The organism is Mesorhizobium sp. M4B.F.Ca.ET.143.01.1.1, assembly GCF_004792275.1.
Lineage (GTDB): Bacteria > Pseudomonadota > Alphaproteobacteria > Rhizobiales > Rhizobiaceae > Mesorhizobium > Mesorhizobium abyssinicae.
This window is the reverse complement of sequence record NZ_SRSR01000003.1, coordinates 283,025-309,147: the sequence shown is the minus strand read 5'-3', so window position 1 is coordinate 309,147 and position 26,123 is coordinate 283,025. Positions and strand designations below refer to the sequence as shown.

The 26,123-nt window shown below is 65.0% G+C and carries 27 protein-coding genes; 15 read left to right on the top strand and 12 right to left on the bottom strand.

Annotation, left to right across the window (positions count from 1 at the left end):
• Positions 1-40: 40 nt before the first annotated feature.
• The 6 genes from cysT (at position 41) to EN786_RS08855 (ending at position 6,118) form a co-directional block, all read left to right on the top strand.
• A complete protein-coding gene (gene cysT, locus EN786_RS08880) occupies positions 41-892 on the top strand; it encodes a sulfate ABC transporter permease subunit CysT (protein WP_127311280.1) in 852 nt (283 codons plus the stop codon).
• Positions 885-1,769 (top strand): sulfate ABC transporter permease subunit CysW, encoded by an 885-nt coding sequence (gene cysW, locus EN786_RS08875; protein ID WP_127286390.1) that lies wholly within the window; start codon positions 885-887, stop codon positions 1,767-1,769. The genes cysT and cysW overlap by 8 nt, the downstream gene beginning before the upstream one ends.
• Positions 1,770-1,836: 67 nt before the next feature.
• Positions 1,837-2,895, top strand: a complete 1,059-nt coding sequence (locus EN786_RS08870) for a sulfate/molybdate ABC transporter ATP-binding protein (protein ID WP_127286389.1) — start codon at positions 1,837-1,839, stop codon at positions 2,893-2,895.
• Positions 2,896-3,044: 149 nt separating this feature from the next.
• Complete coding sequence (locus EN786_RS08865; RefSeq protein ID WP_127286388.1) at positions 3,045-4,031, top strand: sulfate ABC transporter substrate-binding protein; 987 nt, start codon at positions 3,045-3,047, stop codon at positions 4,029-4,031.
• A 264-nt stretch (positions 4,032-4,295) separates the two neighbouring features.
• Positions 4,296-4,745: an Rrf2 family transcriptional regulator gene (locus EN786_RS08860; RefSeq protein WP_013530871.1), complete on the top strand. Its 450-nt coding sequence runs from the start codon at positions 4,296-4,298 to the stop codon at positions 4,743-4,745.
• A gap of 224 nt (positions 4,746-4,969) precedes the next feature.
• On the top strand, positions 4,970-6,118 hold the full coding sequence (locus tag EN786_RS08855) for a hypothetical protein (RefSeq protein WP_127311279.1): 1,149 nt from the start codon (positions 4,970-4,972) through the stop codon (positions 6,116-6,118).
• Here EN786_RS08855 and EN786_RS08850 read toward each other — a convergent pair.
• The 7 genes from EN786_RS08850 to EN786_RS08820 form a co-directional block, all read right to left on the bottom strand.
• The gene (locus EN786_RS08850) at positions 6,113-6,601 is read right to left on the bottom strand and encodes a gluconokinase (protein ID WP_135908304.1); all 489 of its coding nucleotides are present in this window, start codon (positions 6,599-6,601) and stop codon (positions 6,113-6,115) included. The two genes, EN786_RS08855 and EN786_RS08850, sit on opposite strands and share 6 nt — an antisense overlap.
• Before the next feature lie 77 nt (positions 6,602-6,678).
• On the bottom strand, positions 6,679-7,668 hold the full coding sequence (locus EN786_RS08845) for an ABC transporter permease (protein ID WP_127285456.1): 990 nt from the start codon (positions 7,666-7,668) through the stop codon (positions 6,679-6,681).
• A complete protein-coding gene (locus EN786_RS08840; protein ID WP_127285457.1) occupies positions 7,665-8,645 on the bottom strand; it encodes an ABC transporter permease in 981 nt (326 codons plus the stop codon). The genes EN786_RS08845 and EN786_RS08840 overlap by 4 nt, the downstream gene beginning before the upstream one ends.
• A 13-nt stretch (positions 8,646-8,658) precedes the next feature.
• Positions 8,659-10,203 carry a sugar ABC transporter ATP-binding protein gene (locus tag EN786_RS08835; protein ID WP_127285458.1) on the bottom strand — a complete coding sequence of 515 codons (1,545 nt, stop codon included), beginning with the start codon at positions 10,201-10,203 and terminating at the stop codon, positions 8,659-8,661.
• A gap of 81 nt (positions 10,204-10,284) precedes the next feature.
• A complete protein-coding gene (locus EN786_RS08830) occupies positions 10,285-11,409 on the bottom strand; it encodes a sugar ABC transporter substrate-binding protein (RefSeq protein WP_127285459.1) in 1,125 nt (374 codons plus the stop codon).
• A gap of 305 nt (positions 11,410-11,714) precedes the next feature.
• Positions 11,715-12,743 (bottom strand): LacI family DNA-binding transcriptional regulator, encoded by a 1,029-nt coding sequence (locus tag EN786_RS08825; RefSeq protein WP_127285460.1) that lies wholly within the window; start codon positions 12,741-12,743, stop codon positions 11,715-11,717.
• A 149-nt stretch (positions 12,744-12,892) separates the two neighbouring features.
• Entirely contained in the window at positions 12,893-14,125 is a 1,233-nt protein-coding gene (locus tag EN786_RS08820) for an MFS transporter (protein WP_127285461.1), read from the bottom strand.
• Positions 14,126-14,295: 170 nt separating this feature from the next.
• Here EN786_RS08820 and EN786_RS08815 point away from each other — a divergent pair, with 170 nt between their 5' ends.
• Entirely contained in the window at positions 14,296-14,583 is a 288-nt protein-coding gene (locus EN786_RS08815) for a DUF3175 domain-containing protein (RefSeq protein WP_127285462.1), read from the top strand.
• Positions 14,584-14,603: 20 nt separating this feature from the next.
• On the opposite strand, the gene EN786_RS08810 is transcribed toward EN786_RS08815, so the two are convergent.
• Together EN786_RS08810 and EN786_RS08805 are read right to left on the bottom strand one after the other, a co-directional pair.
• Positions 14,604-15,380, bottom strand: a complete 777-nt coding sequence (locus tag EN786_RS08810) for a FadR/GntR family transcriptional regulator (protein WP_127285463.1) — start codon at positions 15,378-15,380, stop codon at positions 14,604-14,606.
• A gap of 102 nt (positions 15,381-15,482) precedes the next feature.
• Positions 15,483-16,379, bottom strand: coding sequence for an NAD(P)-dependent oxidoreductase (locus EN786_RS08805; protein ID WP_127310859.1), 897 nt, complete (start codon positions 16,377-16,379; stop codon positions 15,483-15,485).
• Between the two features lie 118 nt (positions 16,380-16,497).
• On the opposite strand from EN786_RS08805, the gene EN786_RS08800 reads away from it, so the two are divergent.
• Positions 16,498-17,436 carry an NAD(P)-dependent oxidoreductase gene (locus EN786_RS08800; protein WP_127310860.1) on the top strand — a complete coding sequence of 313 codons (939 nt, stop codon included), beginning with the start codon at positions 16,498-16,500 and terminating at the stop codon, positions 17,434-17,436.
• A 117-nt stretch (positions 17,437-17,553) separates the two neighbouring features.
• Here the strand turns inward: EN786_RS08800 and EN786_RS08795 are convergent, their stop codons facing one another.
• The 3 genes from EN786_RS08795 to EN786_RS38255 form a co-directional block, all read right to left on the bottom strand.
• A complete protein-coding gene (locus EN786_RS08795; protein ID WP_127310861.1) occupies positions 17,554-18,333 on the bottom strand; it encodes a FadR/GntR family transcriptional regulator in 780 nt (259 codons plus the stop codon).
• Positions 18,334-18,541: 208 nt separating this feature from the next.
• Positions 18,542-19,531 (bottom strand): sugar-binding protein, encoded by a 990-nt coding sequence (locus EN786_RS08790; protein ID WP_126059019.1) that lies wholly within the window; start codon positions 19,529-19,531, stop codon positions 18,542-18,544.
• A gap of 48 nt (positions 19,532-19,579) precedes the next feature.
• On the bottom strand, positions 19,580-19,756 hold the full coding sequence (locus EN786_RS38255; RefSeq protein ID WP_210238899.1) for a hypothetical protein: 177 nt from the start codon (positions 19,754-19,756) through the stop codon (positions 19,580-19,582).
• Positions 19,757-19,979: 223 nt separating this feature from the next.
• Between EN786_RS38255 and EN786_RS08785 the strand changes: the two genes are divergently transcribed.
• From EN786_RS08785 to EN786_RS39260, 7 genes are all read left to right on the top strand, one after another.
• Entirely contained in the window at positions 19,980-20,723 is a 744-nt protein-coding gene (locus EN786_RS08785; protein ID WP_126059018.1) for an ATP-binding cassette domain-containing protein, read from the top strand.
• Positions 20,724-20,778: 55 nt separating this feature from the next.
• Positions 20,779-21,777 carry an ABC transporter permease gene (locus EN786_RS08780; RefSeq protein ID WP_127286805.1) on the top strand — a complete coding sequence of 333 codons (999 nt, stop codon included), beginning with the start codon at positions 20,779-20,781 and terminating at the stop codon, positions 21,775-21,777.
• Between the two features lie 161 nt (positions 21,778-21,938).
• On the top strand, positions 21,939-22,766 hold the full coding sequence (locus tag EN786_RS08775) for an AraC family transcriptional regulator (RefSeq protein ID WP_127286804.1): 828 nt from the start codon (positions 21,939-21,941) through the stop codon (positions 22,764-22,766).
• A 124-nt stretch (positions 22,767-22,890) separates the two neighbouring features.
• Positions 22,891-23,334 carry an SRPBCC family protein gene (locus EN786_RS08770; protein ID WP_135908219.1) on the top strand — a complete coding sequence of 148 codons (444 nt, stop codon included), beginning with the start codon at positions 22,891-22,893 and terminating at the stop codon, positions 23,332-23,334.
• A 15-nt stretch (positions 23,335-23,349) separates the two neighbouring features.
• Positions 23,350-24,144 carry an FAD binding domain-containing protein gene (locus EN786_RS08765; RefSeq protein ID WP_127310207.1) on the top strand — a complete coding sequence of 265 codons (795 nt, stop codon included), beginning with the start codon at positions 23,350-23,352 and terminating at the stop codon, positions 24,142-24,144.
• A gap of 114 nt (positions 24,145-24,258) precedes the next feature.
• Positions 24,259-24,741 carry a (2Fe-2S)-binding protein gene (locus EN786_RS08760; protein ID WP_127310208.1) on the top strand — a complete coding sequence of 161 codons (483 nt, stop codon included), beginning with the start codon at positions 24,259-24,261 and terminating at the stop codon, positions 24,739-24,741.
• 13 nt (positions 24,742-24,754) lie between these two features.
• A complete protein-coding gene (locus EN786_RS39260; protein ID WP_135908217.1) occupies positions 24,755-26,122 on the top strand; it encodes a xanthine dehydrogenase family protein molybdopterin-binding subunit in 1,368 nt (455 codons plus the stop codon).
• The last annotated feature ends 1 nt before the right edge of the window (position 26,123 follow it).

Sequence of the window (26,123 nt, the reverse complement as noted above, 5' to 3'; positions counted from 1 at the left end):
GGCAGTCTGGTCTGAATAAGAAGGGACGAACCAGAATTCCATGACCACAGCACCCGCGCCGGCGGGGTGGCGATTCAAGCAGCCGAGTGTCATTCCGGGTTTCGGACTGACGCTCGGCTTCTCGCTTGCCTACCTCACGCTCATCATCCTCATCCCGCTCTCCGGGCTGGTCTGGCGCTCGGCGGCACTCGGCTGGACCGATTTCTGGGCGATCGCTGCCGACCGCCGCACCATCAACGCGCTTGAAATCAGTTTCGGCACCGCCTTCATCGCCGCCGGCGTCAATGTCGTCTTCGGCACCATCGTCGCCTGGGTGCTGGTGCGCTACCGCTTTCCCGGCCGTCGCATCGTCGATGCCATGGTCGACCTGCCTTTCGCGCTCCCGACCGCCGTCGCCGGCATCGCGCTCACCACGCTTTACGCGCCGAACGGCTGGATCGGCAAATTGCTGATGCCGCTGGGCATCAAGGTCGCCTATACGCCGCTCGGCATCGTCATCGCGCTGGTGTTCATCGGCTTGCCCTTCGTCGTGCGCACCGTGCAGCCGATCATGGAAGAGCTCGACAAGGAGGTCGAGGAAGCGGCCGCCACGCTCGGCGCCAACCGTTTCCAGATCATCACCCGCATCCTGTTCCCGGGCCTGGCGCCGGCGATCATCACCGGCTTCTCGCTCGCCTTCGCGCGCGGTGTCGGCGAGTACGGCTCGGTCATCTTCATCGCCGGCAACCTGCCGTTCAAGTCGGAGATCGCACCGCTGCTGATCGTGATCAGGCTGGAGGAGTACAATTATCCGGCCGCCACCGCTATCGCAGCCATCATGCTGGCGCTGTCGTTCCTGATGCTGCTGGTCGTCAACCTGGCACAGTCATGGAGCCGCAAACGCTATGGCTGACCCCGAAATCAAATCCTACGAACCGCATCACGAAAGCCAGTCGGCGGCGGTCACCGAAAGCCGGCCGGTGCGCATCGTGGCGATGGCCGTGGCCTTCGCCTTCCTCGCCGTCTTCCTGCTCATGCCGCTGATCGTCGTCTTCCACGAGGCGCTGGCAAAGGGCGTCGGTGCCTATTCGGAGGCGCTGGCCAGTTCCGACACGCGCTCGGCCATCCGGCTGACACTGCTGGTGGCGGCGATCTCGGTGCCGCTCAACCTCGTCTTCGGCATTTCCGCCGCCTGGGCGATCGCCAAGTTCGAGTTCAAGGGCAAGGCCTTCCTGACCACCCTCATCGACCTGCCGTTCTCGGTCTCGCCCGTGATTTCCGGCCTGGTCTACGTGCTGCTGTTCGGCGCCCAGGGCGTGCTCGGCGCCTGGTTGAAGGCGCATGGCGTCGTCATCCTGTTCGCCGTGCCGGGCATCGTGCTCGCCACCGTCTTCGTCACCTTCCCCTTCGTTGCCCGCGAACTGATCCCGCTGATGCAGGAACAGGGCAATGGCGACGAGGAGGCCGCGCTTTCGCTCGGCGCCAATGGCTGGCAGACCTTCTGGTACGTGACGCTGCCGAACATCAAATGGGGCCTGCTCTACGGCGTCCTGCTCTGCAACGCCCGCGCCATGGGCGAGTTCGGCGCGGTGTCGGTGGTGTCGGGGCACATACGGGGCCTCACCAACACCATGCCGCTGCATGTCGAAATCCTCTACAACGAGTACAATGCCGTCGGCGCCTTCGCCGTCGCTTCGCTGCTTGCCGGCCTGGCGCTGGTGACGTTGGTCTTGAAAACACTTCTCGAGATGCGCTACGGCGCCGAGATCGCCGCCACGCGCGGACACTGAATGCATATCGCCCAAAAGCGCGAACCGGTTTTGGGATAACGGCAGGCACCGACAAAAGGGACGGTTTATGGAAGTTCGCGTTGCCAACGTGCGCAAGGAGTTTGAGCGGTTTCCTGCCCTCCACGACGTCTCGCTCGACATCAAGTCGGGCGAGCTGATCGCGCTGCTGGGCCCGTCCGGCTCCGGCAAGACGACGCTTCTGCGCCTGATCGCCGGGCTGGAGCGGCCGACCAAGGGCACGATCTTCTTCGGCGACGATGACGCCTCGCAGAAGTCGATACAGGAGCGCAATGTCGGCTTTGTCTTCCAGCACTACGCGCTGTTCCGCCACATGACCGTCGCCGACAATATCGGCTTCGGCCTCAAGGTCCGCCACGGCGCGGCACGCCCGCCGGCGCAGGAGATCCGTCGCCGCGCCTCGGAGCTTCTCGACCTCGTCCAGCTTTCGGGCCTGGAGAAGCGCTACCCGGCGCAGCTCTCGGGCGGCCAGCGCCAGCGCGTCGCGCTTGCCCGCGCCATGGCGATCGAACCGAAGGTGCTGTTGCTCGACGAGCCGTTCGGCGCGCTCGACGCCCAGGTGCGCCGTGAGCTTCGCCGCTGGTTGCGCGAGATCCACGACCGCACCGGCCACACCACGGTCTTCGTCACCCACGACCAGGAAGAGGCGCTGGAGCTCGCCGACCGCGTCGTGGTGATGAGCCAGGGCCGCATCGAGCAGGTCGGTTCCGCCGATGAAATCTACGACACCCCGAACTCGCCCTTCGTCTATAGCTTCATCGGCGAATCGAGCTGCCTGCCGGTCAAGGTCGAGAGCGGCGAGGTCTGGATCGCCGACCGGTCGATCGGCCTGTCCGCCCCGCATGCGGCCTCGGGCGACGCGCTGCTGTATTTCCGCCCCCATGACGTCGAACTGCTCGACGGCTGCAGCGGCTGCATCGCCGGCACCGTTGCCGCCAGCCGCCGCGTCGCCGGCACCAGGCGGGTGGAGCTCGAGATCGGCGGCGAGCGCCAGCGGGTCGAGGTCGAGCTGCCCGTCGATCATCCGGCGGCGCAGAAGAGCCGGGTGGCATTCAGGCCGCGGCGCTGGAAACTTTTCCCGGCGTCCGAGCCCGGAAAAGCCAGCTGAATCAGCCTGAAAGAAAATCCTAACAAGCATTTGTTTCGGCGGAATCTTTTCCGACGACGACACGATAGCGCCGGCTCGCATGTCTGGCGCTGGCCGGCCTTGTGCTATTATCCTGCGCCCTTGTTGCAACTCTCAAGGAGCCGGTTTTCATGAAGCGATTTTTGCTTGGCGCGGCGGCACTGGCCACCCTCTTCCTCGCATCCTCCGAGGCCTGGTCGGCCGACAGGTTGCTTAACGCGTCCTACGACGTCGGCCGCGAGCTGTTCGCCGAAGTCAACAAGGCCTTCGTCGCCGAACATCCGGGCGTGACGATCGACCAGTCGCATGCCGGGTCCTCCGCTCAGGCGCGCGCCATCGCCGAAGGGCTCGGCGCCGATGTCGTCACCTTGAACCAGGTCACCGATGTCGATTTCCTGGTCAAGAAGGGGCTCGTTTCCGCCGACTGGCAGAAGGATTTCCCAGACAACGCCTCGCCCTTCTATTCGCTGCCGTCCTTCCTGGTGCGCGCCGGCAACCCCAAGCACATCAAGGACTGGAACGATCTGGTGCGCGACGACGTGCAGGTGATCTTCCCCAACCCCAAGACATCGGGCAATGCGCGCTACACCTATCTCGCCGCCACCGCTTACGCCAAGGAGGCCTTCAAGGGCGACGACGCCAAGGTGAAGGAGTTCATCACCAAGCTGTTCAACAACGTGCCGGTCTTCGACACCGGCGGCCGTGCCGCCACAACGACCTTCGTGCAGCGCGAGATCGGCGACGTGCTGATCACCTTCGAATCGGAGACGCGCGGCATCCGCAAGGAGTATGGCGACGACAAGTTCGAGCAGGTCACGCCCTCGGTCAGCTTGCTGGCGGAATTCCCCGTCGCCATCGTCGGCAAGGTTGCCGACGAGCATGGCACGCGCGATCTCGCCAGGACCTATCTCGACTTCCTCTATACTTCCGAAGGCCAGGACATCCTTGCCCGCAACGGCAACCGCATCCGCGATACGGCGGTCGCGGCGAAGTACAAGGACCAGTTCCCCGATGTCCGCCTGCTGACGGTGGACGACGTCTTCGGCGGCTGGCCCAAGGTGCAGGCCGAGCATTTCGCCGCTGGCGGCCTGCTCGACCAGGCCTATGGCAGCCGCTGACGGCTCCAGCGCCTCGGCGTCGACCTGAACAGGAAAGCCGGCTTCGCCGGCTTTCCTCATTTCATGCGCCAGCAGGCCGATTCCTGGCAAAATCCCGACCTCATCTGTGAGAAACGTTACAAAGAATCAACGCGTTTGTGCCTAACGTGCCGTCGGGCGGCTTGTTTTGCGCGAAACGGCAATACGCGATCCGAGACGTCATGATTTGCACACAAACAACCGCCAGATGCAGGCGGTTGGGGTTTTTCATGAACTGAATCGGGCATGCTTACCAAAAAAGGCAAATACGGCCTCAAGGCCCTCGTGCATCTTTCCGGCCTGCCGGCCGGCCAGCTTGCATTCGTCAACGATATCGCCGTCGCCAACAACATTCCGAAGAAATTCCTCGACGCCATTCTGGGCGAGTTGCGCAATGCCGGCTTCGTCCAGAGCCGCAAGGGCAAGGAAGGCGGCTATCGCCTTGCCCGCCCGGCCTCCGAGATCAAGATCGGCCATGTCGTGCGTGTCCTCGACGGTCCGCTGGCGCCGATCCCCTGCGCCAGCCGCACGCAGTACCAGCGCTGCGAGGATTGCGACGAGGCGACCTGCCAGGTCCGGCACATGATGCTGGAAGTGCGCCAGGCGATCGCCGAAGTGCTCGACAACCGCAGCCTCGCCGCCATGCGCGACGCCGACAATGACGATTTCCCCGTCGAGCTGACGTCGCAGATCTAGAGCAATTCCAGGAAAAGCATGTAACGGTTAGGCTCGGCGACTTCGCCGTAGCCTTCCGTCCGGAATTGCGTAGAAACAAATAATTAGCCCGGACCTGAAGCTCCGCATCAAGGCCTGCGCCCGTCCCCTGGGCGCTCGAATGCTCGTGCCCGATTGCGCAGCGGCCATGGACGCAGTAGAGCGGCCTTTCGGACGCAACCAGGAACAGGCGGGACACCGATCCGATGAGGCTGCCGTGGTTCGGAAAATCCCGCAGGGCCGACCGCAGGAGATCGTCCCCCGTCCATCACACCGAGATCATCGCCGACGTGCCGGTGCCGGAGCGTGGCGAAGCGGTGCGCTTCTTCAGCCGCAGGCTGGTCGGGCCCGGCCGGCTGCGCCGCTTCTCGAACCGCGATCTTCGCGAAAGCCTGCTCTTTTCTTTCCTTCTCGTCGTCGCCGCGACACTGCCGGTCGTCTGGTGGGCGCCGATCTGCGCCTGGAGTTCGAAGCTTCGGCTGAAGCGCCATCTCCGCAAGGATTTTCCACGCTACGCCGCAGCGGTCCGCACCGTCCTTGGCGACCGCGTCGATGCGCAAGCGCTGTTCAGGCAATTGCTTGCCGCTGTTCATCGCCGGCAATTGCTGCTTGCCGCGCACCTCACCGGCCACGGCTGGTCGCCGGAAATCCGGCTGGAAGGGCTTGAGGGCCTGCGCGCGGCGCTGCGGCGCGGCCGCGGCGCCATCATCTGGTGCGATCAGTTCACCGCCCAGACCATCATCGGCAAGCGGGCCCTGCATGCCGCCGGCCTCGAAACGCACCAGGTCAGCGTCAACTTCCACGGCTTTTCAGACTCGGTTTTCGGCCTGCGTTTCCTCAACCGGCCGCTGATCGCGGTGGAGAACCGCTACCTCAAAAGCCGGGTCGTCTTCGAGCGCGGCGATGCCTACCAGGTGACGGTGCGCATGCAACGCATGCTGAGGGAAAACGGCATCGTCCTGATGACCAACACGACCCACGCGGGCACCACCTTCACAGAAGTCGGCATCGGGGAAAGCGGCTGGACCCAACTGGCCTCGGCTCCGGCAAACTTCGCCGCGCGAGGCGGAACGGCGCTGTTTGCCATGTCGACCTTCGAGACCGTGCCCTTTCGCGAATACCGCGCGGTCATCAGCCCCGAACTGGCGCCGCCGGCAAGGCCGGCATCCGCCGCGACAAGGGACATGGCGGCGAAGAACCTCGAAACGCAGGCGCGCTACATCCTGCTCAAGCGCGATCGCCTCCTGGAGGCGATGAAATTGTACCCGGAACAGATGATGGTATGGGCAGGCGCCCAGAGGTTCACCGAGCGGTCGGGCGACACGACGGACGCGGGCGCCGACATATCCTCATGAGGTCTTTGTCCTGAGTTCGTCAAGCACGCCGGCGACGATGTCGGAGATCGGGCCGGTGCCGTCCACGGTCAACGCCGGTTCATCCGCCGTCGGCGCTTCGAGGGTGGCGAACTGGCTGTCGACCAGGCTCGCCGGCATGAAATGCCCCTTGCGGCTGCCGACACGGCGCCTGGCGGTTTCCGCATCGATTTCCAGATAGACGAAGCGCAGCTCCGGGCAAAAGCCGAGCAGTCGCGCGCGGTAGCCGCGCTTCAGCGCCGAGCAGGCGGCGACCACGCTCTGCCCGTCGGCGATCGCGGCCGCGATACGCCCCCCGATCGCATCCAGCCAGCCGGCGCGCAATTCGTCGGTGAGCGGCTCACCGCTTGCCATGCGCGCCACGTTCTCGGGCGGATGCAGCCTGTCGCCCTCGACGAATGCCGCACCCAGCGCCGCCGCCAGCGACTCGCCGACTGCGGACTTGCCACAGCCGGCCACCCCCATCGCCACGATGGCCAGTGGCGGTCGGGCGTCGCTCGTCCGTGCCTCGCTCGGCAGCGGTCCAGCTTTTTCGGTCACGGTCAGCGGCTCGCCGGCGCCCGGCCGTAGAGCAGGAGCATGACGACGATGACCACGCCGTAGACGATCTGCCGCCCTGCCTCCGGCATCTGCATGACCGAGAGGATGGACTGCAGAAGCGTGATCAGGATGACGCCTGCGACGGTGCCCAGATAGGAACCGCGTCCGCCAAGGATCGAGGTGCCGCCGAGCACAACAGCAGCGATCGACGGCAACAGATAGGCATCGCCCATCGACTGCGCCGCCTTCGAAGCGTAACCGGCCAAAAGCACGCCGCCAAAGGCCGAGAGTCCGCCAGAAACCGCGAAGGCGACCATCACCACGCGGCGTGTGTCGATGCCCGAAAGATAGGCGGCGCGCTCCCGGTTACCGATGCCGTAGACGGCGCGGCCGAATCCGGTGCGGGTCAGCAGGAAGACCATGGCCGCTCCGATCAGCGCCCAGATGATGACGGCGTTGGGCACCGCCGGAATGGCAAAGCCGGTCGCCAGATAGCGCATCGCCGGCGTTGCCGAATCCTGCGGCGAGAAGCCTCCCGTGTAGACCACCATCAGCCCTTGCGCGACGGCATTGGTGGCCAGCGTGATGATCATCGAGGGGATGCGCAGGTACGCGACGCCGATGCCGTTGACGACGCCGATCGCGATGCCGCAGACAATGCCGAACGGGATGGCGAGCACCGACCCGAGCGGCCCGTAAGCCGCGGCCGCGCACGCCATCATGGCGCCGACCGCCACCGACCATGGCACCGACAGGTCGATCTGGCCGAGCAGGATGACCAGCATCATGCCGGTGGCGATGACGCCGAGGAACGATGCCACCTTGAGCTGCTGCAGCAGATATTCCGGCGACAGGAAGCTGCGCGAATAGAGGCTGCCGACAAGCAGGAGCAGCACGATGCAGGCGAAGGCGGTGACGACGGCCGGATCGGCGCGGCGAAGGAATTTCGGCATGCGCCCGGCAATGCCGCCGATGAGGGTCGTATCGCTCACAGGAACCACTCCAGCCGGTTGCGGACCCTGAACAGGGCGAAGGCGCCGAGGCTGACCGCGATCAGCAGGATAACGCCCTGGAACAGCGGCTGCCAGAGCGGGTCGAGGTCGAAGACGAAGAGCAGGTCGCCGATGGTGCGGAAGGCCAGCGCGCCGAAGATCGCGCCGAGCGCGCTGCCCTTGCCGCCGAACAGCGAGACGCCGCCGAGCACCACGGCGGCGATCGAAAACAGCGTGTAGGCGTTGCCGCTGGCATAGGCGGCGTCGCCCGTATAGGTGAAGAAGGTCAGGAACAGCCCGCCGATCGCGGCCAGCAGCCCGGCAAGCGTGTAGGCGACGAATTTTCCGCGCCGGATCGGCACGCCCGACATGTAGGCGGCGGTTTCCGAGGAGCCGGCGGCGTAGGCCGCGCGGCCAAGCTCCGAGCGGCTGAACGGCACCCACACGATCAGCACAACGACCGCCAGCGCGACCAGGCTCGCCGGGACCAGGCCGAACAGCCGCCCGGTGAGGGCGTCGGCAAGATCCTCATTGACCGAACCGCCGGGAAACGGCCGCAGCAGCAGCGCGAGGCCGAAATAGACGGCACCGGTGGCGATGGTGGCGACGATCGGCTGCAGCCGTCCATAGATGACGATGGCGCCGTTGATGGCGCCGCAGACGAGCCCGGTGCCGAGCACGGCGATGACGCCGAAGGCGGTCTCGAGGCCGGTGCCGATCACCAGCCAGGAAGCCAGGCAATTGGTCAGCGTGAAGATCATGCCGACCGAAAGGTCGATGCCGGCGGTGATCACCACCAGTGTCTGCGCCATGGCGACGAAGGCAAGCAGCACGCCTTTGTTGGCGGCCGTCTGCACGACATTGGCGGTAAAGCCGGCCGGATGGTTCGCGCTGTAGATCGCGAACATGGCGACGAAGATACCGAGTGCGAGCAACGTTCCGCGTTGCTCGGCCAGCCAGTAACGCCAATCCTTCACGCTACGATCCCCTTCATGCGCCCTCTCCCTGCAGCGGACCGGCGCCCTCGCCGTGGATGTTGAGCGCGCTGGCGATCAGCGCATGCTCGGTGATCTCGGCACCGACCAGCTCGCGCTTGACCGCCCCGTCATAGAGCACCAGCACCCGGTCGCAGCAGCCGATCAGTTCGTCATAGTCGGTCGAATAGAACAGGATCGCGGCCCCGGCGTCGGCGAGCTTGCGCATCAGTTGGTAGAGTTCCTGCTTGGTGCCGACATCGATGCCGCGTGTCGGGTCGTTGAGCAAGACGATGCGCGGCTGCCGCATCAGCCATTTGGCGATGACGACCTTCTGCTGGTTGCCGCCCGACAGCGCGCCGACCGGAATGTCGAGGCCGGCGGTCTTGATCGCGAGCAGCTCCACCATGTCGTCGATCAGCCGCTGCTCGGTCGCGCGGTCGATGACGCCGGCCTTCGACAGCCGGTCGAGCGCCGCGAAGGAAAGGTTCTCGCGCACCGTCATCGGCAGCATGAGCCCCTCGGTCTTGCGGTCCTCGGGGATGAGCGCCATGCCGATGCGGCCGTCGCGCGCGGCTGAGGGACTGGCGATGGAAACCGCCTTGCCATCGACCAGTATCTCGCCGGCAAGGCCGCGCAGCACGCCGAAGAAGGCAAGCAGCAACTCCCGCTGGCCCTGGCCGTCGAGGCCGCCGAGGCCGACGACCTCGCCCGCCCCGACGGTGAGCGAGACATTGTCCAGCCGGTCGGTCCAGCACAGGTTGCGCGCCTCCAGCACCGGGACGGCGGCACCGTGCCGCGCCGGCTTCGGCGGGAAGATGTGGCTGTATTCGCGTCCGATCATCAGTTCGACGACCTCGCTGTCACTCTTCGAGCCGGCCGCGTAGCTGGCGACGTTGCGGCCGTTGCGGAAGACGGTGCACTGGTCGGCAAGCTCGGCGATCTCGTTCATCCGGTGCGAGATGTAGAGCAGCGCCAGCCCCTCTTCCCGCAGCCGCTTCAGCACGCCGAAGATCTTGGCGACGTCGGTCGCGGTCAGCGCCGAGGTCGCCTCGTCGAGGATCAGGATGCGCGGCTTGCGGGCCAACGCCTTGGCGATCTCGACCATCTGCCTTCTTGAAAGTGGAAGGTCCTTCACCAGCGCCAGCGGGTGGATGTCGGAAGCACCGGCGCGGGCGAGCGCCTCTTCGGCGATACGGCGCTGCGCCTTGCGGTCGATCAGGCCGAAACGCTTCGGCGGATCGGAAATGACGATGTTGTCGGCGACGCTGAGCTCGGGGATCAGCGACAGCTCCTGGAAAATGCAGACGATCCCCGCCCGGTTGGCCGCCGCCGGCGAGGCGAAACTCACCTCGCTTCCGTCGAGCAGCATACGGCCCTCATCGGGCGCCACGACGCCGGCCATCACCTTGATCAGTGTCGACTTGCCGGCGCCGTTTTCGCCGAGAATGGCATGGATGCTGCCCGCCGTGACGGACAGCTCCGCCTTTTCCAGAGCCCGCACGCCGCCATAGCGTTTGGATATGCCTTGCATGCTAAAGAGCGGAACCGCGCCGTCCATCAGCCCTCCGAGGCAATTTGCTGTCGACAGGTGGCAAGCAGCCGGAGCCGCGGGAGATGCCCGCCGCTCCGGCCGGTCAGACTACTTGTTTTCCTTGGTCTGGCCCATGATTTCCTGCGCGGTGAAATTGATCCCGCAGGTCGGGAAGGAATTGCCGACGAAGAAATTGTCGGACTGATCGGGGAAGTAGTCCTGGCCTTCCTTGAAGTTCGGATCCTCGACGATCGCCAGCGGCAGTTTCACCGATTGCGGCACGACGTTGCCCTCGAGCGCCGAGATCGCCGTCTTGATCGCGACCGCCACCTGGGCGGGGCCGGTGCCGGCAGACGAGCACTTCAGGCCATCGGCGGCGTGCGCCGCGCAGAACTTGCGGAAGCCATTTTCGGTCTCGCCGCCGAACGGCACGAAAGCATGCTTTGCATCGATCATCGCCTGCACGATGCCGGTGTCGCCGCCCTGGCCGGTGATGCCGACGAACGGACCGTTGGTGGCGATGGCGTCGGCGGTGACCTTCTGCGCTGTCGGATCATCCCATTTGCCGGCGACTTCGGTGACGTCCCACTTCTTGCCCGAAGCGTCCAGGACCTCATGGATGCCATTGTGGCGATCGGTGTCGACCGAGGTACCGGCAACACCGCGTACTTCAAGGATCTTGCCGCCATCGGGTATATGGCTGATCAGCCACTTGGCCCACAGTTCTCCGAGGCCCTTCTGGTCGACATTGACGTTGATGGCATCCTTGGTGTCGAGGATGTTGTCGAAGGCGACAAGGACGACGCCGGCTTCCTTGGCGCGCTTGATCACCGGCCCGAAGGCCGTCGGGTTCTGGGCATTGACGACGATCGCATCAAAGCCGGAATCGATGAAGTTGTTGATCGCCGAAATCTGCGCCGGGACATCCTCGCCGGTCGATACGACCTTGAATTCCTTCAGCTTTGCCGCGACGTCCTTCTGCGCGGCATAGGCCTTGGCCGTCTGGATCATCTGGATGCGCCAGGTGTTGGCGATATAGCCGTTGGCGAGCGCGATGCGGTACGGGCCATCCTTCTTGGGGAATTTGAAGAACTGGGTGTCGGCCGCCCACGGCGCGAAGCAATCCGGCTCGGCTGCCGGCCCCTTGACGACTTCCGGCTCGGCGATCGCCGATGAGCTCAGCATGACGAATGCAGTGGCGGCAACGATGCCACCAACAAGTGACTTGATCATTGATATTCCTCCCGGTTGCAGTTCTGCTTGATGCTGCGTGGTTCTGGCGCCTATCCACATCTGGGAAGGCCCTCCAGCCTTGCCCATGACGCCTTTCAGGGTGGCGGTTTGCCACCCGATGCCCCTCCTCCATCTCCCTCAAGGAGAAAACAAAGCTAGCATATTATATATAATAAACAAGCATGAGCTGTCGCTTATATATAATAAACAGACCTCGATCTTGCTTTGAATTTTCGCGCGAAACAACTGGTAGCGCTACCATTGCGCAGTGTAAACCGGCATTTGCACAGTCGCTTCTGCGTGTTTCACCGTGCTGTGCTCTCGCGCCGCATCAGCTCGAAGCCGAGGTCGACAACACGCTGTCGCGGCCTCTCCCCCGCGATCGCCGCCAGCGCCATGGCGACTGCCTGGCGGCCGATTTCATAGCGATGGGTGCGGATGCTGGTGACCGACGGAAACGCCGCCTGCATCATGTCGAGATCGTTGAAGCCGACGATGCCGATGGTCTTGGGAACTTCGATAGCGGCGCGATGGCATTCGAACAGGACGCCAAGCGCGATATCGTCATTGTTGCAGAAAACCGCGTCGAGCGACGGCATCTTGGCCAACGCATCGCGAAGAAGCTCGCGACCGAGCGTCACGCTGGACAGCAGTGGCGTGGTGGTCACCAGCCGCGGGTCGAACAGGCCCGCCGCTTCCATGGCGGCGCGATAGCCGGCCAGGCGCCGCTGCGAGCGCGGGTCCATGCGGGCGCCGATGAAGCCGACCCGCCGGTAGCCCGCCTCGATCAGGTGCTCGGTCGCCGCCCGGCCGCCGTCGAAATGCGAAAAGCCGACCAGCATGTCGACCGGATCGGGACCGGTCTCCATGACCTGAACCACCGGGCAGCCGGCCGTCTCCAGCAGGCGGCGCGAGGTTGGCGTCTGGTCGATGCCGGCCACGATCAAAGCCGCCGGACGTTGCGGCGCGAACACCTGCAGGAGGCGCTCCTCTTCGAGGCCGGAATAATGGGTGTTGCCGAGCTGGATGCGGAAGGGACTGTCCGACAGGCTGTCATAGATGCCGCGCACGACCTCGGCGAAGACGTTGTTGGTGAGCGACGGCACCAGTACGCCGAACACCTCGGCGCGGGCCGAGGCCAGCGCCCTTGCGTTCGGATCGGGAACGTAGCCGAGCTCGTCGACGGCGGCCTGGATCTGGCGGCGCAGCTCTTCCGAAACCCGCCCCGGTTCGCGCAGCGCCCGCGATACGGTGATCGCGCCGACGCCGGCCTTGCGCGCCACGTCGGCGATGGTCGGACGGCCGCCGCCGCGGCGCGAGCGCGGCTTGGTCACCGCCCTGCCCTCGACGCCCCGCCATCTCCCAGGCTGGGCCGCGAAACGATGGTCTTTGTCGGTATCGCCATGCCAATCCCTCGCCGCGCCATTCTGGCGTCGCGCAGCCTGCCGCCCTTGTCAAGCAGGCGGGACCCCGCGGCCCGCCGTCAGGCCATCGCCATGGCGCTGCGCCGCGCCTTCCACATCAGCAGGAGGATGGCCGCCAGATTCACCAGGTTCCAGGCGATGCCGTTGAGGAAGGCGGCGGCATAGGAGCCGGTGAGATCATAGATCCAGCCCGACATCCAGCCGCCGACCGCCATGCCGAAGATGGTGGCCATCATGACGATGCCGACGCGCTGGCCGGCCTCCCTTGCCGGCATGTAGTCGCGTATGATGATCGCATAGCAGGGCACGATGCCGCCTTGCGACAGGCCGAAGACCAGCGACACGACATAGAGCGAGGCAAGCCCGTCGAAGGGGATGTAGAACAGCAGCGACAGGCATTGCAGCACCGAGCCGATCAGCAGCGTCCTCACCGCGCCGATGCGATCGGCAAGGAAGCCCGAGCCGATGCGGCTGGCGACGCCCGCCGCCAGCATGATCGACAGCATGTCGGCGCCATGCGCCATGCCATAGCCGAGGTCCATGCAATAGGCGACGATGTGCACCTGCGGCATCGACATCGCCATGCAGCAGCCGAAGCCGGCGACGACCAGCAGAAGCTGCAGCGCCGACGGCGAAAGCGAGATCGGCCGCACCGGACGGCCGCCGGCAGTGCCGGCCATCGCTTCATGCGGAGCGCCGCGCCGCAGCATCAGCACCAGCGGCACCATTGTGAGCAGGCAGACGACGCCGATCGCCGCGTAGGTGAAGCGCCAGCCTTCCGCCCGCATGATCGTCGGCATGACGAAGGGCCAGACCGCCCCGGCGAGGTAATTGCCCGATGCCGCCACCGTCACCGCGACGCCGCGGCGTCGGTTGAACCAATGCGAGATGTCGGCGATCAGCGGGCCGAAGATCGCCGACGTCCCGACGCCGATCAGAAGTCCCTGGACCAGGGTGAAGCCGAGGATCGAACTGGTGAGCGAGGCGAGCAGGAAACCGGCGCCGAGCGCCGTCGCGGAAACCAGCGCCGGGATCCAGTAGCCCACCCGGTCGATGGCGCGGCCGACCAGCACATTGCCGGCGGCAAAGCCGACCATGGTCGCGGTATAAGGCATCGAGGCCGCGGCACGATCGACGCCGAACTCCGCCTGCACCGCCGGCAGCACCACGACCACCGCCCACATGCCGACACCGCCGATCGTCGCCAGAACCACCGAGATGGCGAGCCGGATCCAGGCATAGGCGCTGTCGATGCCTGGGCTCTGGGCGCGGCTGGAGAAGGTGGTGGCCAAGGCGTTTCCTGTCCGCGGTGTTTTCGGGATCGAGCGGTTCGGCTCCACTATTCGGCGCATCGGCGGGCATCGAGCAGCGCCACGACAGGCAAATCCGTCGCTCCAGAAGCAAGGATCCCGCGGGAACAGACATCTCCGCGCTGAGTTTCCGTCATGAAAGGAGTGCTGCCATGACCGCGAAACGAAAATGGTCGGCCGAAGTGACCGGGCACAGCAACGCGATGGATCTCGAGGAGCATGTCTTCGAATCCGACGATGCCAGGAAGATCGCCGCCTCGCTCAAGCGATCGGCCGAGCACAGCGACCGGCGCAAGGCCGAGCCGTTCCAGTCCGCCATGTCGATGCTGAACTTCTACATCAACCGTGCCGGCAGCAACCTGCCGGCGGAACGCAAGCGAGTGCTGGAGAAGGCCAAGGACGAGCTGCGCGCCGCTTTCGGCCGCGAGCAAGACGATTGATTTCGCTCGGGTCGCGTCGTCTATCTTGATCTAATGACGTCGTCGGTGTTGGCGAGCAGCTTGCGCACCGCGGCGCGCGCCGCGTCCGGCCGCTGCAGCCGGATGTTCTTCTCGATCGCCTCATGCAGCTTCTGCGCATGCTGCAGGTCGTCGACCTCTCGCGTCGTGTAGCTGAACAGATGGTCGAACGCGGATTCGATCAGCACGCCGAGCGGCACCAGCAAGTCGTTGCCCGATGCCCTGAGAATGGCGAGGTGGAAGCGCGTGTCGGCGCGCGTCCGCTCCTGCAGCGTCGGCGCCTCGCCCATCTCGCGGCAGGCCTGGCTGATCTCGGCCATCTGTTCTTCGGTACGCCGCATCGCGGCGAAAGCCGTCGCCTCCGGCTCGATGATATGGCGGAATTCCTGCACCGTCTTCAGGAAGACCTCGCGGTCGGGCGAGGTCGCGTACCAGGCAAGCACGTCGCGGTCGAGCAGGTTCCAGCGCTCTTTCGGCTCCACCCAGCTGCCGATCTTCGGGCGCGATGCCAAAAGGCTCTTGGCCATCAGCATCTTGATCGCCTCGCGCACGGCCGAACGGCTGACGTCGAAGGTCTCCGACCATTTGGCCTCGTTGGGCAGGATGGTGCCCGGCGGATAGTCGCCGCGCACAATCCGAAGGCCGATCTCGCTGGCCAGCGAAGCATGCACGCTCGATCCCGGAATGCGCGGCGCATCGGCTCGGCGAATGGCGGCCTGGCGCTCGGCGGACGCCGCCTGCTCCGGTGATTTTTCCTTGTTCGGCTTCCCGTTCCGCATCTGCCCCAGAAAGTCCGGATTTCGGACCCTGTCAAGCACGGCAAGGCTGATGGAGCGCAAAGCCGGCGGCTGTGCACAGATCAGCCACGGCTTTGCGCCCCATCAGGCCGTTTTGACGTATTTGCGCCAGCTGTGCTCCGGACGGAAGCCGAGCAGGTCGCGCGCCTTGCGGTTGGAGAGCAGCGTCTCGTATTCGCCGAGCTCCGCCTTGACCGGCACGTTCGGATAGAACCGCTTCAGGAGTTCCGCTGTCGGCAGGTCGGACGAGGTGTCGTCGTTGGCGGCGTTGAACACCTGATAGCCGAGCCCGTCCTTCTCGATGGCGCGGAGCGTGATCTGGCCAAGGTCGCGGGCGTCGACATAGCTCCAGGCGATCCGCTTGCGGAAGCCCGGATCGGCGAACCATTTCGGGAACAGCGAATACTCATGCGGCTCGATGACGTTGCCGATGCGCAAGGCGTAGATGTCGGTGCCGTTGCGCTGCGCGAAGGCGCGCGCCGTCTTTTCGTTGACGATCTTGGACAGCGCGTAGCTGTCCATTGGATCGACGTCGTACTCCTCGTCGAGCGGGAAATATTTGGGATCGCGCGGCTCGTTGGCGAAGACCAGGCCGTAGGTCGTCTCGCTGGACGCAACCACCACCTTGCGGATGCCGAGTTTCACCGCCGCCTCGATGACATTGTAGGTGCCCATCGCGTTGATACGGAACACCTCGTTGTCGGGCGTGATCATGATGCGCGGGATGGCGGCGAAATGCACAACGGCGTCGACCGGCTGCGGACGCAGCGACGGATCGAACTCGTGCAGGCCCATATAGCTCGACAGCGCATTGAACACCTGGCCGCTGTCGGTGATGTCGGTGATCAACGTGCGCACTTTCGGATTGTCGAGCGGCTTGGTGTCGATGTTGAGCACCTGGCAGCCATGATCGACCAGATACTGCACGACGTGCCGCCCTGCCTTGCCGCTGCCGCCGGTGAACATGATCCGCTTCGTCATTTCGCTCTCCACATCGCTCGATATTGCCGTGTATTGTCAGACAATATTGCATTCCGCAACCATATGCGGCAAGAACAACGGCGAAATTATCGATAATCCCCAGACAGGACGGAACGACATGACCACCACCGCTGCGCGCGAAAAAATCGGCTTCATCGGCCTGGGCCTCATGGGGCACGGCATCGCCAAGAACATCGTCGACAAGGGCTATCCGTTGACCTTTCTCGGTCGCAAGAACCGCAAACCGGCGGAGGACCTGGCTGGCCGCGGCGCCACCGAAGCGGCGACGTCACGCGAGGTGGCGACATCATCCGACATCGTCTTCATCTGCGTCACCGGCTCGCGCGAGGTCGAAGCCATCATTCGCGGCCCCGGCGGCCTGAAGGAAGGCCTGAAGCAAGGCGCCGTGGTCGTCGATTGCTCGACCTCCGACCCGGTCTCGACGGTGGCGCTGGCGGCCGAACTCAAGGCGCTTGGCGTCGACTATGTCGACGCGCCGCTCAGCCGCACGCCGAAGGAGGCCTGGGAAGGCACGCTGGATGCCATGGTCGGCGCGCCCGACCCGGTTTTCAACAGGGTGAAGCCGGTGATCGAGACCTGGGCCGGCCGTATCGTCCATATCGGCGACACCGGCGACGGCCACCGCATGAAATTGCTCAACAATTTCATCTCGCTGGGCTACGCCGCGATCTATTCCGAGGCACTGGCGCTGGCCGAGAAGGTCGGCATCTCGCCGTCGCGCTTCGACAGCGTCATCCGCAACGGCCGCATGGACTGCCCCTTCTATCAGACCTTCATGCGCTGGACGCTGGAGGGCGACCGCGACGCGCATAAATTCTCCATCGCCAACGCTTTCAAGGACCTCACCTATCTGGAGTCCATGGCGGGCGCCGCCGGCATCGCCAATCCCCTCGGCAACGCCACCAAAAACTCCTTCGCCGGCGCCTATGCCGCCGGCCCGGCCGAGCAGTTCGTGCCGATGCTGGCGACCCATATCGGCAAGGTCAACGGCGTCGACCTGATGCCGTCGAAGGATGGCGTGAAGCAAAAGATCTGAGCGCGACCCAGGAAAAGCGGTACCGGTCGTCCGTCCGGCCGCGGTAAAACAAATGCTTAGAGCGGGACGCTGATTCTGCAGCTGAACGGCTTCGGGCCATGGAAGACGGACGTCGCGTCACCGCCGCGACCGCTGGATGACCTCGTCGGTGTTGGCGAGCAGCCTGTGCACGGCGTTCCTGGCGGCGGCCGGGCGTTTGAGGCGGATGCTCTTCTCGATCGCCTCGTGCAGCGACTGCGCCCGCCCCTGGTCGCTGTGCTCGCGCGTGACGAAGACGAACAGATGGTCGAGCGCCGATTCGATCAGCACGCCGAGCGGCACCAGAAGCTCGTTGCCGGAGGCGCGCAGGATGGCGAGGTGGAAGCGCGTGTCGGCGCGCGTGCGCTCCTGCAGGTTGGTGGCGGCCCCCATCTCGCGGCAGGCCTGGCTGATCTCCGCCATCTGCTCCTCGCTCCTGCGCATGGCGGCGAAGGCGCTGGCTTCCGGTTCGATGATGTGGCGGAACTCCTGCACCGTCTTCAGGAACAGCTCGCGATCCGGCGCCGTCGCATACCAGGCTAGCACATCGCGATCGAGCAGGTTCCAGCGCTCTTTCGGTTCGACCCAGCTGCCGATCTTGGGGCGCGACGCCAAAAGGCTCTTCGCCATCAGCATCTTGATCGCTTCGCGCACCGCCGAGCGGCTGACGTTGAAGGTCTCCGACCATTTGGCTTCGTTGGGCAGGATGGTGCCGGGCGGATAGTCGCCGCGCACGATCCTGAGGCCGATCTCGCTGGCCAGCGAGGCATGCACGCTGGACCCCGGGGTCCAGGCCATCTCTGGCCGTCGAGCGGTAACGGCAGGGCCGGCTATCGTCCCGGTACTGGCGGCGCGCTTTCTTGATCTGTCGTCCGGCATCGGCGTTCCGGCGTCGGCGCGCTGTCGTTGGGAAACTGTCCGGGATTGTCCGCACCCGCCGATGTCTTCGTCGAAAAACCAATGTCTCGTCGAAAGCAAGACGCATGGGCGCGTCAAAGCCGGAGCCTGCCGCCCCGACAATGCTGCCTGTCCTTGTCCCTGAGGGAAGTGACGGGGCGTCCTCGAAAGGACGCCCCGCTATCGCGGACTACTTCTGGATGCAGGTGTCGACCGTATCCTTGGTGCATTCGTCGAGGCCGGTGAAGACCGGATCGTCGACCTTCTTGCCTTCGATGAGGTCGATCATCACCGACGGCGCCTTGTAGCCCATTTCGAACGGCCGCTGGCCGACCAGCGCGGTCACCAGACCATCCCTGGCGATCGCCACCTCGTCGCCGATCGTGTCGGCGGCGCCGATGACGAAGGCGTTGCTGGCGATCTTGTCGGCCATCGGCTTGAACAGGTCGCGGTAGGGCTGCGGCGCGCCGAACAGCGGCCAGCCGCCCATGATGCCGAAGGCGTCGAGGTCGGGATTTGCGGCGAGGATGTCGGTCATCGCCTGCACGCCCTTGGCGCCGTCGTCATTGGTGAACACCGGGCAGCCGGCGACTTCCGTCCAGCCGCCTTCGCCGGCAAGCGCGGCGAGACCGTCCTTGCCCGACAGCGCGTCGCGCATGCCTTGCGCGCGGCGCAGGATGTTGTCGGCCGCCGGATTGCCCTCGATGGTGCAGATCTTGCCGCCATTGGGCTTGGCCTTCTTGATGTATTCACCGATCTTCTTGCCCATCAGATAGTTGTCGGTGCCGAGATAGGTCTTGCGAAGGCCCGCATCTTCCTTGGCAAGGTCGGCATCGACCGTCATGATCGGGATCGAGGGATTGGCGGTCTTGATCGTCTGCGCGATCAGCGGCGCATTCGAAGGCGAAATCGCCATCGCCACCGTGTCGGGCTTGCTCAGCATGTCCTGCACGATCTGGGCCTCGCCGGCCTCGTCCGAAGTCGATGCCGGGCCGGTGTAGAAGCATTCATATTCTGAGCTGGCGTTTTCCTTGTTCCACTTCTCGCAGCCCTGGTGGATGGCTTCGAAGAATGGGTTGTCGAGCCCCTTCACCACAATGACGAGCTGTTTCTTGGCCAGTGCCGGCCCGGCGCCCAACGCCATGACGGCGGCAGCGGCGAGCAAAAGTGATTTCCTCATATCAGTCCTCCCTTGAAACAGACGGGCACGGCGTGCCCGCCACGCAGATCAACCCGGTGCGCGAAAACAGAGCATCGTTTCACGAGCGCTCGTGCCCCGCCAGTCCAGGTCGATAAGCATTTCCAGATGCAATGCCGAACCGCGCTGACGAGAACTGCCGCCAAGTCCCGGACCGGTATCGCGCCCGCCGATTCCGCCCGCCCAGCCGGGTCGAAAGATCGGCATAATCTTCCTCCGATGCTTAGGTAATATCGGCTTGCGGCCAACGTCAATTGCTATTTGTCCTACAAAACGGATTTTTGCAAAAACATTCCTTCAATTCGTCCGACAATTGATTGACGCCTGCATGAGCATTTGCGTAAATGCGCCAAATCGCCGTTCCCGGGGGGAGCCGGGGAGAGCGGGGCCGCGGCAGAACCGCAGGCCGCAACAGGGAGGCATTAGGCTGGTGGCGGTTCTCGAACTCACCAACATCTCGAAGCATTTCGGCGCCATCCAGGCGGTCAACGACGTGTCATTGTCGATCGAGCCCGGCCAGGTCGTCGGCCTGATGGGCGACAACGGCGCCGGCAAGTCGACGCTGGTCAAGATGATCGCCGGCAATTTCCGCCCGAGCCATGGCAACATGCAGCTGGACGGCAAGGAGCTTGTCCTGCACAAGCCGGCGGAGGCCCGCCAGCACGGCATCGAGATCGTCCATCAGGACCTGGCGCTGTGCAACAACCTGACCGCCGCTGCCAATGTCTATCTCGGCCGTGAGCTGCGCAGGGGTGTCGGTCCGTTCCGCATCCTCGACTATGCCGCCATGTACAAGCGCGCCGGCCAGCTCTTCGCCGAACTGAAGTCCGAGACCCGCCCGCGCGATCTCGTCAAGCAGATGTCGGGCGGCCAGCGCCAGGCGGTGGCGATCGCCCGCACCATGCTGTCGCAGGCCAAGATCGTGCTGATGGACGAGCCGACCGCGGCGATCTCGGTGCGCCAGGTCGCCGAAGTCCTGAACCTGATCCGCCATTTGCGCGACCAGGGCATCGCGGTGGTGCTGATCAGCCACCGCATGCCCGACGTCTTTGACGTCGCCGACCGCGTCATCGTCATGCGGCGCGGCAGGAAAGTGGCCGACAAGACCATCGCGTCCAGCTCGCCCGAGGAGGTAACCGGTCTGATCACCGGCGCCATCGAGCAGGTCGCATGAGCACGGCAACCCTGGAATTTACGGTGCTGGCGCGGCCCGGCAGGAAAGGTCGATAATGGCAGTCACCCTTGACCAGACGATCGCGCAGAAGCAGCACACTTTCATGTCGCGGCTGCTTGGCAGCCAGACTTTCTGGGTGGTGATCGCGGTGATCCTCGCCTGCCTGTTCCTGTCCTTCGCCACCGACGCCTTCGCCACGCAGAAGAACCTCTACAACATCACCCGCAACATCACCTTCGTCGCCATCGTCGCGCTCGGCATGACCTTCGTCATCATCACCGGCGGCATCGACCTGTCGGTCGGCTCGGTGCTTTGCCTGTGCTCGATGGTGCTGGCCGTGACCATGCATGCCGGCTACGGCATCGAAGTCGGCATCCTCGCCACCATCCTGACAGCGCTCGTCATCGGTGCTTTCAACGGCATTCTGATCGCGTATCTCGGCTTTCCGCCGTTCGTGGTGACGCTCGGCATGCTGTCCATCGCGCGCAGCCTCGCCATGGTCGCCTCCAACAACACAGTCGTCTTCCAGTTCGGTCCGGACCACGACAAGCTGCTGGCGCTGGGCGGCGGCGCCTGGGTGTTCGGCATCGCCAATCCGGTGCTCTACATGATCCTTCTGGCGCTGATCACCGGCTTCACGCTGCGCTGGACCAAGTTCGGCCGGCACATCTTCGCCATCGGCGGCAACGAGCACGCGGCGACGCTGACCGGTGTTCCCGTCAAGCAGATCAAGGTCGCGGTCTACATGATCTCGGCGCTCTCCGCCGGCATTGCCGGCATCATCGAGACCGGCTGGCTGGGCGCCGTCACCACCAACATCGGCACCGGCATGGAATTGCAGGTGATTGCCGCCACCGTCATCGGCGGCGCCAACCTCGCGGGCGGCGTCGGCACCGCCTTCGGCGCCATCGTCGGTGCGGCGCTGATCGAGGTAATCCGCAACAGCCTCGGCCTGCTCGGCATCAACGCCTTCTGGCAAGGCACCTTCATCGGCGGCGCCATCCTGCTCGCAGTGCTGTTCGACCGTATCCGCAATTTCCGGCGCAGCGACTAGGCCGGACCGTATCCGGCTCCTATCGCTCAGTCTGAAAATCCGCCCGTGCGGCGAAAGGCGCCTGTGAGGCCTGGCGCACGCGCCTTGACGAGCGCCCGACGCCCGCCGCACAATCCCTGGGCGGGCGAAGGGAGGCCAGTCGCCCGCGGGAGGATATACCCATGACGGAAGCGATCAGGCTCTACTGGGGCCGGTTCGGACATGTTTCTGTCCTGAATGTCGCCAACGACTTCGTCACCCATGCCCATGTCGAGGCTCATCTCATCATCTGGCTGGACGGCACGGCCGGCGAGATGACCATCGGCCGCGAGACGGTGCGGCTCGGACCAGACACCGCCGCCGGCATCAACTCCTTCCAGCCGCACAGCCATGCCTTGTCGCACGATGGCAGGCCGGGCCTGTTCCTCGCCTTTTACATCGATCCCGACTGGGCTCGCCGGCGCCGTGACCTGCCCTCGTCGGCGCCGCTGTTCGCGCAGGCGGCGATCACGCTGGAGCCGTGGCTGCACCAGGCGGCGGCGCACCTGCTTGATCATCTCAGCGACAATGAGAGCATCGACGACATCGCCAATTACGAGATCGAGCGCTTCATCGACAGCGTGCTCGACGCCGCCGACGCCTCGGCGCCGCATGTGGCGCGCGGCCGCGTCAACACCATGCAGGATTTCCGCGTCCGCAAGGCGATCCAGCTGATGAAGGCCAATGTCTGCGAACGCATCTCCTTCGACGACGTGGCCCGCAGCGTCGGCCTGTCGAGGCCGCATTTCTTCGCCCTGTTCAAGGAACAGACCAATCTGACGCCTAACGTCTACTGGAACACGCTGCGGATGGAGGAAGCCGTGCGCCAGCTGCAATGGTCGCAGGAACCGCTGATCTCGGTCGCCTGCAATCTCGGCTTCACCACCCAGGGCAATTTCTCGCGCTTCTTCCGCGACCATGTCGGCGTGCCGCCGACGCTCTATCGCGAGGCCGCGCGAGCGATGGCCTGAGCGGCCCTGGCTGCAGCGGCTCTATTTTCAGACTGATTGATAGGCACTCAAGACGCATTGATAAGCGCCGGCTGCCTGTGCGCCCTACCCTTTCCGCCATACGCATCCGCAAGGGAACGGCTCCATGGCGAAAGTCACCATCTCCAGCGTCATCGACGCGCCGATCGAACAGGTCTGGGCGCGGATACGCGACTTCAACGGCCTGCCGGGCTGGCACCCGCGCATGGTCGAAAGCCATATCGAGGACGGCAAGGACGCAAGCACGGTTGGCTGCGTGCGCAACTTCCAGCTCGTCAGCGGCGCCCGCCTGCGCGAAAAGCTGCTCGACTTCTCCGACGAGAAGTTTCTGGTCAGCTACTCCATCCTCGAGACCCCGCAGCCGATCACCAATCACAAAGCCACGCTGCAGTTGCGGCGTGTCACCGACGGCGACCGCACCTTTGCCGAATGGAGCGCGAGCTTCGACGCCGCTCCCGAGGAAGCCGACAAGCTCGCCAAAGGCATGGGCGCCAATGTCTTCCAGGGCGGCTTCAACGCGCTGAAGAGCCATTTCGCCGGCCAAAGCTGAGCCAAGGAGCGTGCCATGGCGCTTGCCCTCCAGACATTCCCGACGGTGAAGGACGCGAACGCGGCACTGCAGGCCGCCGGCACGCGCTATCTCGGCGGCGGCACGTTGGTCGTGCGCGCCGCCAATGAAGGCGATGTCTCTGTCTCCGGCCTCGTCCGCGCCACCGAACCGTCACTGTCGGCGATCGCCGTTTCCGGCGGCAAGGTTCGCCTCGGCGCCTCCGTCACCATGGCTGCGATCGCCCGCCACCCGGAGCTCGCATGGCTCGCGCCCGCCGCGCGCGCCGTCGGCGGCCCGGCGATCCGCAACATGGCAAGCGTCGGCGGCAATCTCTTTGCGCCTGCGCCCTACGGCGACTTCGCCGTCGCGCTGCTTGCGCTGGACGCGAGCGTCGCCGCCGAGGATGGCGAAGTGCCGATCGAGACCTTCCTGGCCGGACGCGACGCCAGCCGTTCCATCGTCACCTCCGTCACCTTCGCCTTGCCCCGCCCGGAGAGCTTCCGCTTTCTCAAAGTGTCGCGGATCAAGCCCAAGGGCATTTCGGTGCTCAGCATCGCCGCGTTGCTGGAACGGGCCGACGACGGCACGATCACTTCCGCGCGCATTGGGCTTGGCTGCATGGCCGACCGGCCGATGCGCGCCCGGGCGGCCGAGAAGGCGCTGCTCGGCTGCCGGCTGACGCGCGGGGAGATCGCGCCGGCGCTGGCCGTGGCAAACGAGGGCATAGCGCCGATCACCGATCCGGTCGCCAGCGCCTGGTATCGCGCCGAAGTGCTGCCGGTTCATCTCGGTCGGCTGCTGCTCGCATGATGCCTGTCGCCCAAAAGCGCTTAGCGGTTTTGGAATTGCGACAGGCAGGAAGTCTCACACGTCGGGGGCGCGCGTCTGTCCGGATATCCGGGCAGGCGCGCTGGGAGGAAAGACATGGCGAAGGTCCCGGTCCTGTTCACGCTCAACGGCTCGGAAAAAGCCGAGTTCATCGACAGCGGCACGACGCTGCTCCACGCGCTCCGCGACAAGATCGGCGATACCTCGCCGAAAGGCGGCTGCCACCAGGGCACCTGCGGCGCCTGCTCGGTCATCGTCGATGGTGAGCTGAGGCTCTCCTGCCTGACGCTGGCCGAGACCTGCAACGGCGCCGTCATCGGGACCACGGCAGGTCTCGCCGAGGGCGGCGTGCTGCATCCGCTGCAGCGCGCCTTCCTCGATGCCTTCGCCACCCAATGCGGCTTCTGCACGCCGGGCATGATCATGGCCGCCAAGGTGTTGCTCGACCGCACGCCCAGTCCCAGCCGCGAAGAGGTGGTCGAGGCGCTGTCCGGCAACATCTGCCGCTGCACCGGCTATGAGCCGATCATCCAGGCCGTGCTCACCGCCGCGCGCGCCAATTCGCAGAACGCGGCCTGAGGGGACCAAGAGAATGGAACTGCGCAAGAGCTATTTCGCCGATCAGCGCAAGGACGGCCTCAACGAGATCGGACAGCCGAGGCCGCGGCTCGATTCGCCCGGCCATGTCACCGGCAAGACCGTCTATTTCGCCGACCGCAATTTTCCGGGCATGCTGCATTTGAAGATGGTGCGCAGCCCGCACCATCACGCCCGCATCCGCGCGATCGACACCTCGGAAGCCGAGAAGCACCCGGGCGTGGTGAAGGTGCTGACGGCCAAGGACGTGCCGCACAATGTCTACACCATCCTGATCCTGATCCAGATCGGGCCGGAGGACGAAACCGTGCTCGCCGACGGCAAGGTTCGCTGGAAGGGCGAGGCGGTGGTTGCGGTGCTGGCCGAGACCGAACGTGCGGCGCAGGAGGCGGCGGCCAAGGTCAAGGTCGACTACGAGGTGCTGCCCGCCGTCTTCGACATGGAGGAAGCGCTGAAGCCCGGCGCGCCGCTCGTCAACGAATACCACGGCCAGAACCACTACCTGTATGACAGCGGCGAGTGCCGCAAGGTGCGCTTCGGCGATGTCGAGGCGGGCTTTGCCGAGGCCGACCACATCCTCGAGCAGACCTACCAGTCCTCGCCGATCGAGCATGCGCCGACCGAGACGACCGGCTGTGTCGTGGCGCCCGAGGGCAACGACCGCTTCACTTGCTACACCAACACGCAGGCGATGTTCTTCACCCTCGACAACGCCTCGATCATCCTGCAAATGCCGGGCTCGAAACTGCATTTCGTCGGCGGCACGGTCGGCGGCGGTTTCGGCGGCAAGGTCGACGTCATCGTCGAACCGATTGCCATCCTCGGCGCAAAATTAACCGGGCGACCGGTCTGTTTCATCTACAGCCGCGAGGAGGAGATGCAGATTTCGTCGCCCCGCGCGGCCGAAAAGATCGTGATCAAGGACGGCGTCATGAAGGACGGCCGCATCGTCGCCCGCAAGGTGACCGGCTACACCGACGCCGGCGCCTATTCGCGCCATTCGCCCTATGGCGCGCAGAAGGGTGCGGCGCACTATCCCGGTCCCTACACGATCCCCAATGTCTGGATCGACACTTATTGCGTCTACACCAACCGCACCCCCTCCTCCGCCATGCGCGGCTTCGGCGTCACCATCGGCGACTTCGCGCTTGAGGTGCAGATGGACAAGCTGGCGCGGCTGATCGCCATGGACCCGCTCGAGTTCCGCTTCATCAACGCCTACCGCGACGGCGACATGAAGGCGCATCGCCAGCCGACCGAGGGCGCAGCGCTGATCGAGTGCATGCAGGAAGCCTCGCGCGCCGCCAACTGGCCGGTGGCGGAGAAATTCATGGCGATGTCGTCCTACAGGAAGGGAGGCTGAG